Raw genomic sequence first — 16,111 nt, forward strand, 5'->3', positions numbered from 1 at the left:
TCATTTTCACGTCATAATGGTACATTTACTTTTACACTTGTTCGTTTTTTGCTGCTTGCAATTTTAATCGTCCCACCAACTAATTCTACTCTTTCACGCATCGTAGTCATACCGAGCGATTTTTTTTCTTTTACATCCTCTTCTACAAATCCATTTCCTTGATCGACTATTTCTAATGATACATTCTTCTCCGTCACTTTGAAATAAATTGTCGCTTCGCTTACATTGGCATGCTTACTTACGTTATTTAAAGCTTCTTGTCCAATTCGCCATAGCGCTTCTTCTACTACACGCGGCAAATCACGCACACCTGTAACTTGTTCCCGAATTTTTAATCCTAAACTTTCACCGTAGTGCTTTAAAGCTGGTAATAATCCTTTCTCTAGTCCCGCTGGACGAAGTTGCCAAATCAATGTCCTCATTTCTTTTAAAGCACCTTGTGCTAATCCACGCATCTCATACAAAGACTGATCTACCTTTTCATTTTGCCCCTTTAAGACCGCCTCAGCGCCTTTCGTCATAAAGGTTAATGAAAATAACTTTTGCGAAACAGAATCGTGTAAATCTCTAGCTAATCGATTACGTTCTTCCATTCGTACAAGTTCACGGCGTTTCTCATTTAATCTTAAGTTCTCTATTATTAATGAAATATGATTTGCTAACGCTTGTACTACATCTATCGTATTTATATCAAATTCCCCATTATTAGAACTTACACTCAACACTCCAAATATATGATTTTGAATATGTATTGGAATAGCAATAACTGCCCTATTAGGATGTACTATATTACCAACCTGACGCTTCAGCAAGACAGACTCTTCTTTTTCTAGCGCATCCTGTGCTGCCAACTTCAAATCTTCTTGTAGCTCATCCTTCTTATAAGAGGCTCTCACAGTTAGTTCGTTTTCTTCTCTAATAAAGAATACAACTTGCTCCCATAGAAATAAGCTCCCTACCTGCTTTACAACTTCCTCAGGTAATGTACTAAATTTATGAATTGCTCTTAAAGCTTGAATAAAGCGTTCTAGCTTTACATAATAATGAGCTCTTCTCTTTTCATTTTCATACAATTTTGTGCGCTTTAGCGCTGTTCCAATTTGAAATGCAACTGATTGTAATAGTACTAATTCCTCTTCAGAAAAATGTGTTTTACCTGGGCTAGCCACATTTAATACGCCAAATTCGTCTCCATCTGCTTTTAGCGGTACTGTCGCATGATGCACGATTCCTTCTGTATCTCCCCAATTGTATTCAATTGCATTATTAATTCTCTTACATTCAATAATATTAACCGCTCGCTCCAGTTTCCCTTCCACAAAGCGGTGTAAGCACCAACAATTCCCCTCACACATCGGTCGTTTATTTTCGAATGTCAATGCCTCCGGTAATTGGTAATCAATTAACTTCGTATATCTACCATTTTCATCCGCAAGAAAAATCCATCCTGTTGTTAAACCAGTTACATTCAATAATTTTTCTAGCACAGCCTGAAGTACGTGATATGTATCATTTGAGGTATTCAGCGTTTCTGCAATCTCTTTTAATATAACTAATTCATTTGTACGATTCTCTTGAAACATCCTTCGTCTCCTACATACAAGATTTTAAATAGTACTTAACATAAATCATCTACTTTTCACTTTGTACTTATTCGTAACATTGATATAATAGTGAAAACGTAGTTTTCATTATATCACCTAAGGGGGCTTTCCTAATGACATTAAACAAAGCACTTACAATCGCTGGTTCTGATACAAGTGGCGGTGCTGGTATACAAGCAGATTTAAAAACATTCCAAGAACTTGGCGTATACGGAATGACATCTCTTACGACAATCGTAACAATGGATCCACATAACGGTTGGGCACATAACGTATTCCCAATCCCAGCTTCTACATTAAAACCACAATTAGAAACAACAATTGAAGGCGTTGGCGTAGATGCTTTAAAAACAGGTATGCTTGGATCGGTAGAAATTATTGAAATGGTTGCGAAAACAATTGAAAAGCACAATTTCAAAAATGTAGTAGTTGATCCTGTTATGGTATGTAAAGGGGCAGATGAAGCGTTACATCCTGAAACAAATGACTGCTTACGTGACGTTCTTGTTCCAAAAGCATTAGTTGTTACTCCAAACTTATTTGAAGCATATCAATTAAGTGGTGTGAAAATTAATTCTCTTGAGGACATGAAAGAAGCTGCAAAGAAAATCCATGCTTTAGGTGCTAAATACGTACTAATTAAAGGTGGTAGCAAATTAGGTACAGAAACTGCTATTGATGTGTTATATGACGGCGAAACATTCGATCTTCTAGAATCCGAAAAGATTGATACGACAAATACACACGGTGCAGGTTGTACATATTCTGCTGCAATTACAGCAGAGCTTGCAAAAGGAAAAACTGTGAAAGAAGCAGTCAAAACTGCAAAAGAATTCATCACAGCTGCAATTCGTCATTCATTCAAAATTAACGAATATGTAGGACCAACACATCACGGTGCTTACCGCAAATTCGTTGCACCCAAAGAACTTGTCTAAATAAAGCTACCTATTAATAGCTTTAAAAGTATATTAAAACCCACAGGAAATTTATTCTCCCTGTGGGTTTTAATCATTTACAAGGGTATTTGAGAGAAACCAACTTCTCTCCCCTCATCCTTATGATGCCGCACTAACCTTATTTCTACCATTTCTTTTTGAATAGTATAATGCGTCATCAGCTAATTGAATAAATTGCTCGGGTGATTTTTCATACTTAGAAACCCCAACCGAAACTGTAATTTTAATTTCTTCCCCACTTAACAATTGGAAGGAATATCTTTCAACAGCTAGACGAATTTGTTCCCCTATACGAGTTCCATATGCCAACCCCTTTTTTGGTAATAACAGGGCAAACTCCTCGCCACCCTTTCGAAAAACCAAGTTTGAGAATGGTGCATTCTCTAGTAAAATATGCCCTACTTGTTTTAATACCTCATCCCCAGCCGGATGACCATACGTATCATTTACATGCTTAAAGTGATCAATATCAATAAGTAATAAACAAAGCGAATCATTTTTCATATGTTTGTTACCAATATGACGATTCATCTCTAAATCAAATTGTCTTACATTTCCTAGACCTGTTAATGCGTCCATCGTTGCATACTGCTTCATCGTTTGAAATAATTCATTCGATTGCAATACGTAGCTTGCACTTACAAATGTGATGTATGCCGCAATAATACTACAAACTAAATATAATACCACTACGGATATATCCTTAAATAAAATAGAAAGTGGTATTGTTAAAATAGACAAACTGTACACATTAAACCATACCCATTTTGTGAATACAGAAACTCTCATCCGCCAAATGAAGATAATACCAATCCCTATTGCCACGATAGTATAGCAAGCCAATTCAGAGGCTAAAGAGTACTCAGTAAAAAATAGCCGAGTGATTAAAATAATAGTAACTGTTATACTACTGGCTATCGGACCTCCAATTATAATTGCCAAAATAACAGCTAAATAACGTAAATCCAACATAATATCTTCAATATGTACACCAAAATGCATCAATAATATACTTAGTATTCCAGCAAAAATACCGACTACACATTTTTGTCCAAAAGAGAATTCCTCTTTTAATGACTTATCTCTTAAAAGCTGACCACCTACAAAGATAAAGGAAAGAATAATTGTCATATTTACAAATAGATCTCTGAACATAAAATAATCTCCCTACTTTTTCTTTTCCATCTATCCCCTTCTATATTTTATTGTATTACGAAATCCCTATAATTCCCAAAGTTTTTTATTTTGTTGTTCCACGTGGAACAACAAAATAAAAAAAGGGACGAAATTTCGCCCCCTTCCATTAACAACATCGTGATATTTTTCCGCCTTTTGCATTAAATCTAGCTTCTTGTGCCTCAGCAAAAAATTGTTTTTGACATAGAATTTCCTCTTCTGGATGATGTACTTTCATATGATTTACATATGTTTCATAACTTGGAACTCCGACAAGTAAACTAATAAATTGTTTTCTCTTTCCCCATACCTTCCGTAATCTTTTAAGCATAGTTCCTCGACTCACTTTCATCTCTTGGAATATATGGTGCCTCTTTTAACGGCATTGACTTATTTCTTAATACTTGAATCCAAATTCGAAGTGCAGAAATTAATACAGCAATTACAACTATCATAAAAATCCCACAAAGCGTTGCATCAATATAGTCATTAAAAATAATTTGTTTCATTTGTGCAACGTTTTTAGCTGGAGCTAATACCTTCCCATCATCTAATGCTCTTTGGAACACTTTCGCATGGGATAGGAACCCTATTTTAGGATTTTCATGAAATAACTTTTGATAACCAGCTGTCATCGTTACAATCAGTAATCCTACAGTCGGAATAAGCGTTACCCAAACGTATGCCTTTTTCCCCATTTTGAATAAAATTGTCGTTCCAAGTAATAATGCAATCCCCGCTAACATTTGATTTGCAATACCGAAAAGTGGCCATAGCGTATTAATTCCACCGAGAGGATCGACTACCCCTTGGTATAAGAAGTACCCCCAGCCTAGTACGCATAGCGTTGTAGCAACCACATTCGCTAATGTAGAATCTGTTTTCGCAAACGGCTTATATACATGGCCTAAAATATCTTGAATCATAAATCGACCTACACGTGTTCCAGCATCAATCGTTGTTAAAATAAATAGTGCTTCAAAAAGAATAGCAAAATGATACCAAAACGCCATCATCGCCGTTCCACCTATTACTTGTGAAAATATATGTGCCATACCAATTGCTAATGTTGGTGCGCCACCTGTACGTGATAAAATAGTCTGTTCTCCGACGTTAACAGCAAGTTCTTTTAATTCATTCGGTGTAATAGCAAATCCCCAGGAAGAAATAACTTGAGCCGCTTGTGATACATCTGTTCCGATTAGTGCTGCTGGACTATTGATTGCAAAATAAGTTCCTGGTGTTAATACACAAGCTGCAATCATAGCCATCGCTGCTACAAATGATTCCATTAACATTGCCCCATAACCAATTGGTTGTGCATGACCTTCTTGCTCAATCATTTTCGGCGTCGTACCTGATGAAACGAGAGCATGGAATCCGGAGACAGCACCGCAAGCTATTGTAATAAATAAAAACGGAAATAAATTCCCAGAGAAAACAGGGCCTGTTCCATCAATAAATTGAGATACTGCCGGCATCTTCAAATCTGGAGCTACAATTAAAATACCAATTGCTAATCCAACAATCGTTCCTACTTTTAAAAATGTACTTAAATAATCACGTGGTGCAAGGAGCATCCAAACTGGTAATGCCGATGCAATGAATCCATATACAATAAGCATAATAGCAATTGTTTCCCCACTAAAAGTAAACATACTTGCAAGCGTTGGATTTTCCGCTACATACTGCCCTCCAATAAGAGATAGGACTAGTAGAACAATACCAATTACTGATCCTTCCCCTACTCGCCCTGGTCTAATGTAACGCATGTAAACTCCCATTAAAATAGCAATTGGAATCGTTGCTGCGATTGTAAACATTCCCCATGGGCTTCCAACAAGTGCCTTCACAACTACTAAAGCTAATACTGCTAATAAAATTATCATAATACCTAAAATACCAATCATTGCAATTAACCCTGTAACAGGACCAATCTCATCTTTAATCATTTCCCCTAATGATTTACCATTACGTCTCATTGAAGCAAATAAAATTACAAAATCTTGTACAGCTCCAGCGATAACTACCCCAACAATAATCCAAATTGTCCCAGGTAAATATCCCATCTGCGCCGCCAAAATTGGTCCCACTAAAGGACCTGCCCCAGCAATCGCTGCAAAGTGATGTCCGAATAAAACCCATTTATTTGTCGGAACATAATCCTTCCCATCATTTAACGTATGAGCAGGTGTTTGCCTATTATTATCTAGGCCAAAAACTTTCCTTGCTATAAATCTACTATAAAAGCGATAAGCAATCGCATATACTGATACAGCAGCAACTAATAGCCATACAGCATTAATTGTCTCACCTTGCGATAAAGCTATTACACCAAAAGCAGATGCTCCTAGTGCTGCAATAACTCCCCAAAGTAAAATTGATTTCAATGTTTTCACATACAATCCCCCCATTACTACTTCTTAGAGGAGATTGTACTAAATTTTCTGAATATTTAACTTAAATCCTCCCTATCATGAAGGATTCTTAGGTTATTATGTTGAAATTCTCTCATTACTTGTCATAGCTCAATTTTATTTCGAAGTCGTTTTACATAATTGCGGCTTACTGGAATCGGTTGCTCATCATACCTGTCTAAATACAAATTATACGTGCCATTATAATAAGGTTTAAGCTCTTGTACATATGACATGTTAATTAAATAGCTTTTATGTACACGTAAAAAATCATATGCATTTAGTTTATTTTCTAATTCCTGAAGTGTATACGTTGAAATATACTGATTATTCGTTGTATAAATTGAAACTGTTTTATTTTCCTTATTTTTACTTACATATACAATATCTTCTGGGAAAATATATCTAATCCCCTCATGGCCTTCTATCGGCAGTTTACGCAAATGACTCTTTGCCTTCTCAACTTGTTCTTTCCCCATTTTATATAAAATGAATTGTAAATCTTCTTCACGAAATGGTCGTAATAAATAATAAAACGCTTGAAAACGAAAAGCTGTAATTGCCTCTTCTATATCCTCACCAATAAAAATAAATTTCGTATAACAATTTACTTCTCGTAATAAACTCGAGTATTCAAAACCAGTACCATCTATTAATTGCGAATTCAAAAAAACAAAATCAGGTGTATGTTTTTTCATTATTAGCAAAGATTCTGTTCCAGTTTTCGCTTCAAAACATTCTACATTTCGAATATTCTCAGTAAAGTTCTCAACTAATTTTCTTCGCTCTTCTGTCTCTTCCATGATAAGTAAAATTTTCATTTATCCAACCACCTAATTCCTTTGTCCATATGTCCTGTTGTATACATTCGCTTTAGTAAGAAACAATCCCTTTTTCTTACTATACCATTATTTATCTAAAAAAACAGAAAAAAGGAAACCACCTTGGTTTCCCTTTTCTTTTATGCTAATTCCCTCTGTTTCGTTTCTTGACCAAGTATAACTACAGCAAGTGCTCCAATTAAAATTGATCCACAAAAAATCGTAAATATTAGCGAGAGCGAAGCTTGTGAAGCAACTAAATAACCTACTAATAATGGGCCAAGAATACCACCAATACGCCCGAATGCTGCTGCCATTCCTGCACCTGTACCGCGAATAACCGTTGGATACTGTTCAGGTGTATAAGCATATAAGGCACCCCACGCACCTAAATTAAAGAAGGATAGTAACATACCAGCTACTATTAATGCTGTTAATGAATCCGCGATCCCAAACACATACGCACTACATGCTGTACCAATTAAATACGTAACCAATACAAATTTACGACCAAGGCGTTCAATAAACCATGCAGCTGTAAAATATCCTGGAAGTTGGGCTAAAGTCATAATGAGTACGTACTGAAAACTTTTTATTAAACTAAAGCCTTTCAATACCATTACACTAGGTAACCAAAGGAACATGCCATAATAGGAAAAGACAACACAAAACCATAGGATCCATAACATAATTGTTGCCTTACGATATTCTCCAGACCAAACCGATTTTATATTTTCAATAACAGATGGCCTTTTTTCAACCTTTTCAAATCGCGGGGAATCGGGTAAATTCCATCTTAAATATAAAGCATATAACGCTGGAACTGCACTTAATACCATCGCAACTTTCCAACCATATTTAGGAATAACAAAATACGAGATAAGAGCTGCGATTAACCAGCCACCAGCCCAGAAACTTTCTAATAGTACAACTATTTTTCCACGTTCGTGCGCTTCAACACTCTCCGATACAAGAGTAGATGCAACTGGAAGTTCTCCGCCAAGTCCCATACCAATTAAAAATCGTAAAACAAGAAACATCGCGAGTGTCGTCGTTAAAGCTGTTAAACCACTACCGATAGAAAATAGTAATAATGTAATAATAAAGACTGATTTTCGTCCTATTTTATCTGATAGTATCCCAAAAACGAGCGCCCCTACAGCCATACCAATTGAGTTAATACTCCCTATCCAACCCATCTCTTGAGTACTTAATCCCCAATCTTTTTGTAATGCCACAATTACAAACGAAAGCATTCCAACATCCATTGCGTCAAATAGCCAACCAAGCCCCGCTATACCAAGTAGCTTTCGCTTTGAAATTTCTTTTACCTTACCCACAAGAGGTCCTCCTTACACAGCTGTCTTTACACATCATTTTACATGTGTGAATTGTATAAGTAAAATACTTTCGCGTAAAAAATTCTCCTTCATCATTCCCAAAAAATAAAATGTTTATCAAAAATGAACAAATAAAAAAAGTAGCGATGTTCCGCTACTTTTTTGAACGCATTACTTCTTTTAAAAATTCCGCTAATACTAACTGACGGCGCCAACGTGTTGGATTGCTACATAATCTATAAAACCACTCTAAATGAATAGCTTGAATCCATTTTGGGGCACGTTTTACCTCTCCTGCCCATACATCTAAACTACCGCCTACTCCAACAGCCATTTTCGTTTCTAAACGATGCTTATTGTTTTGGATAAAGTTTTCTTGTCTTGGGAAGCCAAGCGCAACAAGTAATAGGTCTGGTTTTGCCTCTTGAATACGTGAAACAATATTCTCTTCTTCTTCTTGTTTAAAATATCCATCTTGTATACCCACAATAGATACAGCCGAATATGTCTTCGTTAAATGATCAGCTGCAGCTTGTACAACATGTGGTTTTGCACCTAATAAGAAAACAGATACTGATTTCTTATCTTCTGATAACTTTGCAAATAAATTGCTCATTAAATCAAATCCAGCTACACGCTCTTTTAATGGTGTGCCAAGCATACCACTTGCTTTTACAACCCCAATACCATCAGGTGTAATTAAGTCTGTATTTAATAATGTTTTATGGAACTTTTCGTCCTTTTTTGCGCACATAACAATTTCAGGATTTGCTGTTACCACCTGAAAAGTATGAGCTTGCTCTAATTCTAGTTGTTTCTTTAAATATTGGATCGTTTCATCCATTGTCATTGTAGAGAAAGGAACACCTAGAATATCAACTGTTTGTACTGCCATAATTAACTATCCTCTCTATTATTAAAGGTTTTTCGCTATTAATTGCTTATACGTTTCTTTCGTATCTTCATATAATTTGTGTAGTGAGAAGTTCATTGTAGCGTGTTCGTAAATATGTTTTCCCATCACAGCTAGTTCTCCTGTTTTCCACTTGTCATAAGCTTCCTCTAGTGCCTCTGCTAATGCTTTACCATTACCAGTTGGTACAATCCATCCATATGTTTCATTTACAATTAGCGGTTCGATTTCTCCCGCTCTCGTCACGATAGATGGAACACGTTGATTTGCCGCTTCTAATAGGACTAATGGGAACCCTTCACTATGCGATGTTAATAAATTTATATGTGATGATGCAAATAATTGTTTTACATCTTGACGATGTCCTAAAAACTCAACTTTATCATTAATCCCTTTTTCAGTAGCTAGTGCCTTCAGCTCATTTTCTAACGGACCATCACCAACTAATAATACTTTAATTTTCGTCAATTTCGTCTGCTTCAATGCATCGAATAAAACTTCATGTCCTTTAACAGGATGCAAGCGTGCCACTTGAATTGCGGTAAACACATCTTCATCAATATTAAACATTTCCTGTTTATTATAACCTTGTGCTTTTTCCTTATCATATTCAATCCCGTTATAAATAACATGCATCTTTTCATTTGAAATGCCTAATGCCGCTAAGCTTTTTTTCAATCTATTCGTTACAACAAAAAATAAATCTATATTTTTTAAAGCCTTTAAGTTTAATTTAGTAAAAATCCAACCCTTTAAGCCTTGTTTAGTAAAGTCTTGAAAGGGATCACTATGAATTGTCGTTACCCATTTTGCCTCGATTTTCTTTTTCATTAGTGAAACATAAAAATTCGCCCTAGGACCGTGTGTATGAACTACATCAAATTTTTCTTTATTAATGAAGTCACTTATGTTCTTTAAAATAGATAAATCATAGCGAGATTTTTGTGAAAACACATGAACTTTTATCCCTAGCTCTCTTGCTTCTTTCGCAACAATTCCATCTTCAAATACTGCTAATTCTACTTCACCGGTTGGAAACTGATCGAGAAGTGAAATAATATGTGTTTTGCCTCCCCCATCTTCTGCTCCTGCATTCATATGCAATATCCTCATATTTTTTCCTCCTTTAAATCCTCGCTGCATTTCCATCTATCTTTATCTTACTGTACTAAAAAATAAAAGCTAACAAAAGTTAGCTTTTATTTTTATCATTCAATTTCTAGATCGACAATTAGATAAGCTAACACCACTACAAAGTAAATACCAACTCCTGGTGCTGTCAAAATATGTCCTGCAATATATGCAATGCCTAGTGCTAATACTAAGCTTACTGAAATCATTCCATATTTTATATTAAATATTTCCTTAAATCTTGTAATAAATGCTAGTAGGATTCTTAAGCCGTAATAAATAAATGGAATCATTAGTAATGCAAAGCCAATAATTCCGAAATCATAAAACCAATCATGGAAGTCCATTTCAATTAACTTCGGATCTGGTTGCTTTTGTTCATTATACTTAAAGTTACCTGCATAACCCATTCCTAATAGCTTTTGTGACATTGGCGCTTCTTTAAAGAACTGATTATGTCTCTCTTCATATACTTGACGTCCGCTGAAAATAAGATTTTCTTGATTTTCTTTCTTTTGCTCTTTCTCTAGCTCTTTCTTAACTTCTGCTTCTATCTTTGCCTTTTCTTCTGGCTTTTCAACTTTATGTTGTTTTTCTTCTTTTTTAATTTTCTCTTTAATTTCTTTTTCTTTTTGACCTTGCTGTGCTACATTTTGTTCTGATAAATAGTTAGTATGAATGCCCATATTTTGTGCTAATGGTGTCATTTTAAACGTTCCGGCAACACCAGCTAATAGGACGACAGCAATGAATGCATTAAGTACAAGAGACTTCTTGTTTGGATTTTTTCTATCGAATAGTAATTGTAGTACGATAATTCCAATTGCTGCTGCTAACGTAGCACCAATTGAGCCCATTCCTACTTTTGTACCAACTTGAATTAAAGAGTAAATCATTAAAAGCGATGGAATCCAATATAAAACATGTTTCACGCTCTTTGTTTTTTGAATAGAATATAGTACCACAATAGGGAAAATGATAGCTAAGATTGATCCTAGTTCATTACCTGCATAGAACCACCCTCGGGAACCAACTTTCATCCATTCATAACTACCAAAGTCTGTAGATGTTGAAATAGAAATAACCATAACAGCGTTAATGATTAATGTAGAATATACAATGCTATTTCTGACTTTATCACTAATATTTACTGTCTTTTTCAATGATTTTAAAGCTAAAATGTATGACCCTAGCATAATATATATATATAATGCCTTCGCAACAAACTTAACTTCTTCACCCAGTACAATAGGATTCTTAACTAGTGTATTATTAATAAATCCTATTCCTAATACTACTGCTAATAATATAAGGTAAATTAAAAACTTCCTATTTTCCTTCTCTTTCGCCTGAATTAAAATGTAAATACCACCAACAGCCATAATAAGAAATCTTACTAAAATTCCAACAGTGGCATTTGACTTTAATAAAATGATGCTAAGAGACGTTAATAAATCTAAAACAGGCTGTAAAATAATAAAAAAGAGCAAAAAATGCTCAAATCTAACCCTAGCTTGATTTGCTAACATTCCAAGACCTCCATACAAAATCTTTACATTATCTTTTAATCATAGTTTTCTATCGTTTAAAAAACACCTAGCAATTATAACATAACTCATATTTAAATTGAGAACTATTTTTTATGCCGAAACTAGTCAAATCCAGCATTATTAGTAGTGGAGAATATTGTCCTTTAGCTATCCTTCCCTATCCCTATAAAAACTATCTAACACCCATTTACTTATTTTTGACAATATAGAAATATTTTTTTATCATTTTATATAAATATAAAACTGCTCTTTTTCTATTGTCCCCCCCTCCAACTAAGCCACAGCAAAAAACTACAAAATTAATCTCTCAGCACTTTTTTAATTTACTTTCCAAACATTTTCAAACGCTTTCTTTATGTATTTCATCCGTTTTTCTACATGTAACGAAAAGTAATTGTTATTTCCAAAACTTTAGTGTATATTTTTTCTCTGGAACATCTTTAAGAGAAAGGGATTAAGGCCATGTTATTAATCGATATATTTACGTTTCTTGGCATTATCGCCGCTGCCATTTCTGGTACATTAGTTGGTTTGAAAAAAGATTTAGATTTATTTGGTGTCCTTTGTTTAGCTGTAGCTACTGCGCTCGGCGGCGGTATTATTCGTGATATTATGATTGGTAACCTGCCTCCCGTCGCATTTGTAAAACCCATTTACTTTTTCGTAAGTGTACTATCAGCATTATTCACATGTATGTTTTTTGAGCGTATTAATAAACTTCAAGTCGTTATTATGCTTTCTGATGCTGTTGGTTTAGGTGTTTTTACAGCTATTGGTGCAAATGCAGCAATGTCACATCACGTTGACGCCTCGTTTTTAGTCGTTTCAATGGGAGTCATTACAGGTATTGGAGGCGGTATTTTACGTGACATTTGCGCTCAAGATATCCCTTATGTATTCCGAAAAGAAATATACGCAATTGCTTCTATTTTAGGAGCAGTTAGCTTCCTAATCACACATGCACTGGGGGCACACGTGTTAGCTTTCTATGTTTGTTTATTAATAACATTTGTTATTCGTGTCGTCACCGTAATATATAATGTACATTTCCCAGTTTTCTTTAAAACACATGCAAAGATTAATAAAGGTCATTAAGAGAATTCTATAAAGAATTCTCTTAATTTATATACAATTCTACATACTATAGGGTAATTTTATATATGTATATATAATTATATACGAACCAAAAAATGAAAACGTTTTATAAACAGGGGGAAGAATGATGCTTGGAGTTTTTAAAAAAAATAACAATAAAACAAGCGCCAGTATAATTGAATTAAGTAAAGGCCAACAAATACTATTTAACGTGCCCGTTAATTCTGAACTGAAAACTCAAATGGATATGCTGCATATTTCAAAGGAAGATTTACAAATTGTAAAAGTACTACAGCCTTTTATTTATGAGGAAATAGATTGGATCACAGAAAAATTCTATACCAATATCACAAAACAACCTAATTTAATTACTATTATTGAACGTTACAGCTCTATTCCAAAATTAAAACAAACTTTAAAGACACACATTAAAGAATTATTCAGTGGAAATATGCATGAAGATTTTATTGAACAACGTATTAGAATTGCAAAAAGGCATGTACAAATTGGTTTACATAGAAAATGGTATACTGCCGCCTATCAAGAATTATTTCGCTCTGTCATGAAGATTTTACAAACAAAATTTTCGACAATAGAAGATTTTTCTTATTCTATAAATGTAATAAATAAATTATTCACATTAGAACAAGAACTTGTTATTGCAGCCTATGAATCTGAATACGAAAGAATTCAAAAAGAGCATGAAAAAGAAAAAGAACTGACTGCTATGACGATTACACATATTGCAACAGAATTAGCAGCTGTATCTGAAAAAACAAGCTCTTCTATTCAAAAATTAACATCTAAATCAGAAAATATCGTGGGCATTGCAAAAACAGGTACATCATTAGCTACGACATCAGAAGAAAAGGCCAACAAAGGAAAGGAACAATTAAATCTGCAAAACAAACGAATGGAAAGCATTCAAACGAATATGGAAACTATTATTACAGATACTCATGAACTTCTTGATATTTCTAACAAAATTAACGAAATCATTGATATTGTGAAATCAATCGCTGAGCAAACAAATTTACTCGCATTAAATGCCGCTATTGAATCTGCACGCGCTGGCGAATTTGGTAAAGGTTTTTCAGTTGTGGCAGGGGAAATTCGAAAGTTATCAGAGCAAACGAAAGAATCCATTTCCAACGTTACAAAACTCGTTGAAAAAACCAATGAACAGATTATACACGTCTCTTCTTCCGTAGAACAAATTAGCTCTCTCGTATCTGAAGGGACAGATAGTATGCATGCGACAGATCAATATTTCCAAGAAATCGTAAAAGATATGTCTAACTCCAAAGAACAAAATAAAAAAATTGAAAATGAGTTAGAAACTATTTCACAGGTAATGAAGAATATTCAAGACGATTCCTCAAAAATAGCCATAACAGCTGATAGTTTACAGCTAGAACTAAACCGATAAGGCGACTAATAATCTATCTATAAAAAAAAGAATCCGAACTGGATTCTTTTATTTTCTGAAAAAGACCTTTTGGCAATAAAAATAACTCATATAAACACCAAAGCTTTGTAAAATAAACAAAGCTGGCATAATAATATTATAATATGCCATATCTACTTGAAAGAGCCTTAATGATACGTATCCGCCAATTAATAATAAAAACAACATATATCCTTCATTTTGTTGTTTTTTAATAAGAAAATGTAATAAAGCTATAGCCATAAATACTGTTACCGCTATATATATAAGTTTTTCACATTTAAAAAGAATCGAGTTTATTCCCTCATCTGAAAACTGGTTGATTACCGGCTTTAAAAGCTTAAATCTTTCTACTTCAATCTCTTTTAACTTTTGATCAATGTGCTCTTTTACACTTTGATTTCCAGACGTTTTTTCTCCATTTTCACTTTTTCCAATTAAAACAGATTGAACATACGCCTCATTAGAAATCGTATACTGTGACATTCCCATCGCCTTGATCCCATAGCTCACGCCAAAATGAGTACTATAAAATAGAATAAGTATTCCTATCATTTTTAATAGCAATTTTTGCTTCGTTGCTGATTGAAATAATTCAATTAACAGCACATATACAGCTATAAAAACAGGTAAAAATAAACCCAGCGGGAAAATCATATTACTAAGTGCAAATACAATAGCTGAAATCCCCCACATATAAGGATGATCTAATCCTTTATATAAAAGTATGTAACAAGCACAATAAAATAAAAATATTGCGAGCGATTCCGCCGTTAATAAAGAACTCATAAATATATTTGGAATATATAAAGCGTAAAACACAGAAGCAATACGACCGCACTCTTCCCGAAACACCATTGATGCAATACGATAAATGAAAAATGCAGTTCCGGTGCAAAATACAATATTAAATAATTGTAAGGCGAATACCGTATCACCAAATATACGAATAATGATTGATTCATAAATAATAAAAGGTAACTGAATTACATCCCCTATGTTATTACCAATTGCAAGCTGCTTCGCAGACTCATACATAGCTTTCATATCACCTATCATTGGAACATCTGCAAACAGAACCACGCTAAGTCTCACAACTATAGATACGCTTATAAGAAAAACAAGGAATTGTTTATCCGTAAAACGATATTGCAAGATCGATGCTACTAACAAAATGAGGATAATAAAAACTGCCAATACGATTGTTACACTTGTTGTACTTCCGCCAAAAAATTGCTTACTCGTTTCGAAAGCCGACCAACAACTATAAACATAAAACGCGAGCATCGCACCAATCATTATTTTACTGAAGAAAGACGAAAAATTTGTTTGTATATGATTCATATATCCATTGCACCTCTATTTCCATTCATAACAAAACGATTCTATCATGAATAGGCACACGGCTGATAGGGAATTTCTATGACAAATACATAGTCATCACTTTTTCACTTGCAATGTAAGCGAATCCTCTTTTACACTACATTTTATATACGATAAATTTTCTTTCAGTTACATGAATACAAATACAGAAGTTTTAATAAAGTGCAACTTTAATCAGTAAGGGTTTTATTCATCCCCACTAATTATTAGCCCACACCAATCGGGCTTTTGCGGGATAATCCTCTTTTGGAACACTTTACTTCATTAAATGTCTA

The 16,111-nt window shown here is 34.3% G+C and carries 13 protein-coding genes and 1 pseudogene; 4 read left to right on the top strand and 10 right to left on the bottom strand.

The window, feature by feature from the left end; translation table 11 throughout:
- Positions 1–11: 11 nt before the first annotated feature.
- The gene (locus ACTFQM_RS23500; RefSeq protein WP_440036472.1) at positions 12–1,583 is read right to left on the bottom strand and encodes a sensor histidine kinase; all 1,572 of its coding nucleotides are present in this window, start codon (positions 1,581–1,583) and stop codon (positions 12–14) included.
- A gap of 134 nt (positions 1,584–1,717) precedes the next feature.
- Between ACTFQM_RS23500 and pdxK the strand changes: the two genes are divergently transcribed.
- The gene (gene pdxK / locus ACTFQM_RS23505; RefSeq protein ID WP_002174443.1) at positions 1,718–2,542 is read left to right on the top strand and encodes a pyridoxine/pyridoxal/pyridoxamine kinase; all 825 of its coding nucleotides are present in this window, start codon (positions 1,718–1,720) and stop codon (positions 2,540–2,542) included.
- Between the two features lie 120 nt (positions 2,543–2,662).
- Here the strand turns inward: pdxK and ACTFQM_RS23510 are convergent, their stop codons facing one another.
- From ACTFQM_RS23510 to ACTFQM_RS23545, 8 genes are all read right to left on the bottom strand, one after another.
- On the bottom strand, positions 2,663–3,718 hold the full coding sequence (locus ACTFQM_RS23510) for a GGDEF domain-containing protein (protein ID WP_440036475.1): 1,056 nt from the start codon (positions 3,716–3,718) through the stop codon (positions 2,663–2,665).
- 148 nt (positions 3,719–3,866) lie between these two features.
- Positions 3,867–4,070 (bottom strand): YbdD/YjiX family protein, encoded by a 204-nt coding sequence (locus ACTFQM_RS23515; RefSeq protein WP_002174445.1) that lies wholly within the window; start codon positions 4,068–4,070, stop codon positions 3,867–3,869.
- A complete protein-coding gene (gene cstA, locus ACTFQM_RS23520; protein WP_440036476.1) occupies positions 4,063–6,138 on the bottom strand; it encodes a carbon starvation protein CstA in 2,076 nt (691 codons plus the stop codon). Before cstA ends, ACTFQM_RS23515 begins: the two co-directional genes overlap by 8 nt.
- A gap of 122 nt (positions 6,139–6,260) precedes the next feature.
- A complete protein-coding gene (locus ACTFQM_RS23525; RefSeq protein WP_002174447.1) occupies positions 6,261–6,977 on the bottom strand; it encodes a LytR/AlgR family response regulator transcription factor in 717 nt (238 codons plus the stop codon).
- 140 nt (positions 6,978–7,117) lie between these two features.
- Positions 7,118–8,317, bottom strand: a complete 1,200-nt coding sequence (locus ACTFQM_RS23530; RefSeq protein WP_440036477.1) for an MFS transporter — start codon at positions 8,315–8,317, stop codon at positions 7,118–7,120.
- A 154-nt stretch (positions 8,318–8,471) separates the two neighbouring features.
- Positions 8,472–9,212: a WecB/TagA/CpsF family glycosyltransferase gene (locus ACTFQM_RS23535; RefSeq protein WP_002174449.1), complete on the bottom strand. Its 741-nt coding sequence runs from the start codon at positions 9,210–9,212 to the stop codon at positions 8,472–8,474.
- A gap of 21 nt (positions 9,213–9,233) precedes the next feature.
- Positions 9,234–10,343, bottom strand: a complete 1,110-nt coding sequence (locus tag ACTFQM_RS23540) for a glycosyltransferase family 4 protein (RefSeq protein WP_440036478.1) — start codon at positions 10,341–10,343, stop codon at positions 9,234–9,236.
- 95 nt (positions 10,344–10,438) lie between these two features.
- Positions 10,439–11,890 carry an O-antigen ligase family protein gene (locus ACTFQM_RS23545; protein ID WP_328050781.1) on the bottom strand — a complete coding sequence of 484 codons (1,452 nt, stop codon included), beginning with the start codon at positions 11,888–11,890 and terminating at the stop codon, positions 10,439–10,441.
- A gap of 483 nt (positions 11,891–12,373) precedes the next feature.
- Here ACTFQM_RS23545 and ACTFQM_RS23550 point away from each other — a divergent pair, with 483 nt between their 5' ends.
- From ACTFQM_RS23550 to ACTFQM_RS23560, 3 genes and pseudogenes are all read left to right on the top strand, one after another.
- A complete protein-coding gene (locus ACTFQM_RS23550; protein ID WP_002174452.1) occupies positions 12,374–13,006 on the top strand; it encodes a trimeric intracellular cation channel family protein in 633 nt (210 codons plus the stop codon).
- Positions 13,007–13,253: 247 nt separating this feature from the next.
- A pseudogene (locus ACTFQM_RS23555) lies at positions 13,254–13,631 on the top strand (protoglobin family protein); the annotation flags it as partial.
- The gene (locus tag ACTFQM_RS23560) at positions 13,629–14,435 is read left to right on the top strand and encodes a methyl-accepting chemotaxis protein (RefSeq protein WP_440036548.1); all 807 of its coding nucleotides are present in this window, start codon (positions 13,629–13,631) and stop codon (positions 14,433–14,435) included. The pseudogene ACTFQM_RS23555 and the gene ACTFQM_RS23560, both read left to right, overlap by 3 nt.
- Before the next feature lie 48 nt (positions 14,436–14,483).
- Here the strand turns inward: ACTFQM_RS23560 and ACTFQM_RS23565 are convergent, their stop codons facing one another.
- Entirely contained in the window at positions 14,484–15,797 is a 1,314-nt protein-coding gene (locus tag ACTFQM_RS23565; protein ID WP_440036479.1) for a glycosyltransferase family 39 protein, read from the bottom strand.
- Positions 15,798–16,111 lie beyond the last annotated feature (314 nt).

This window comes from Bacillus cereus group sp. MYBK30-2 (genome assembly GCF_051915945.1).
GTDB classification, from domain to species: Bacteria; Bacillota; Bacilli; order Bacillales; family Bacillaceae_G; genus Bacillus_A; species Bacillus_A paramycoides.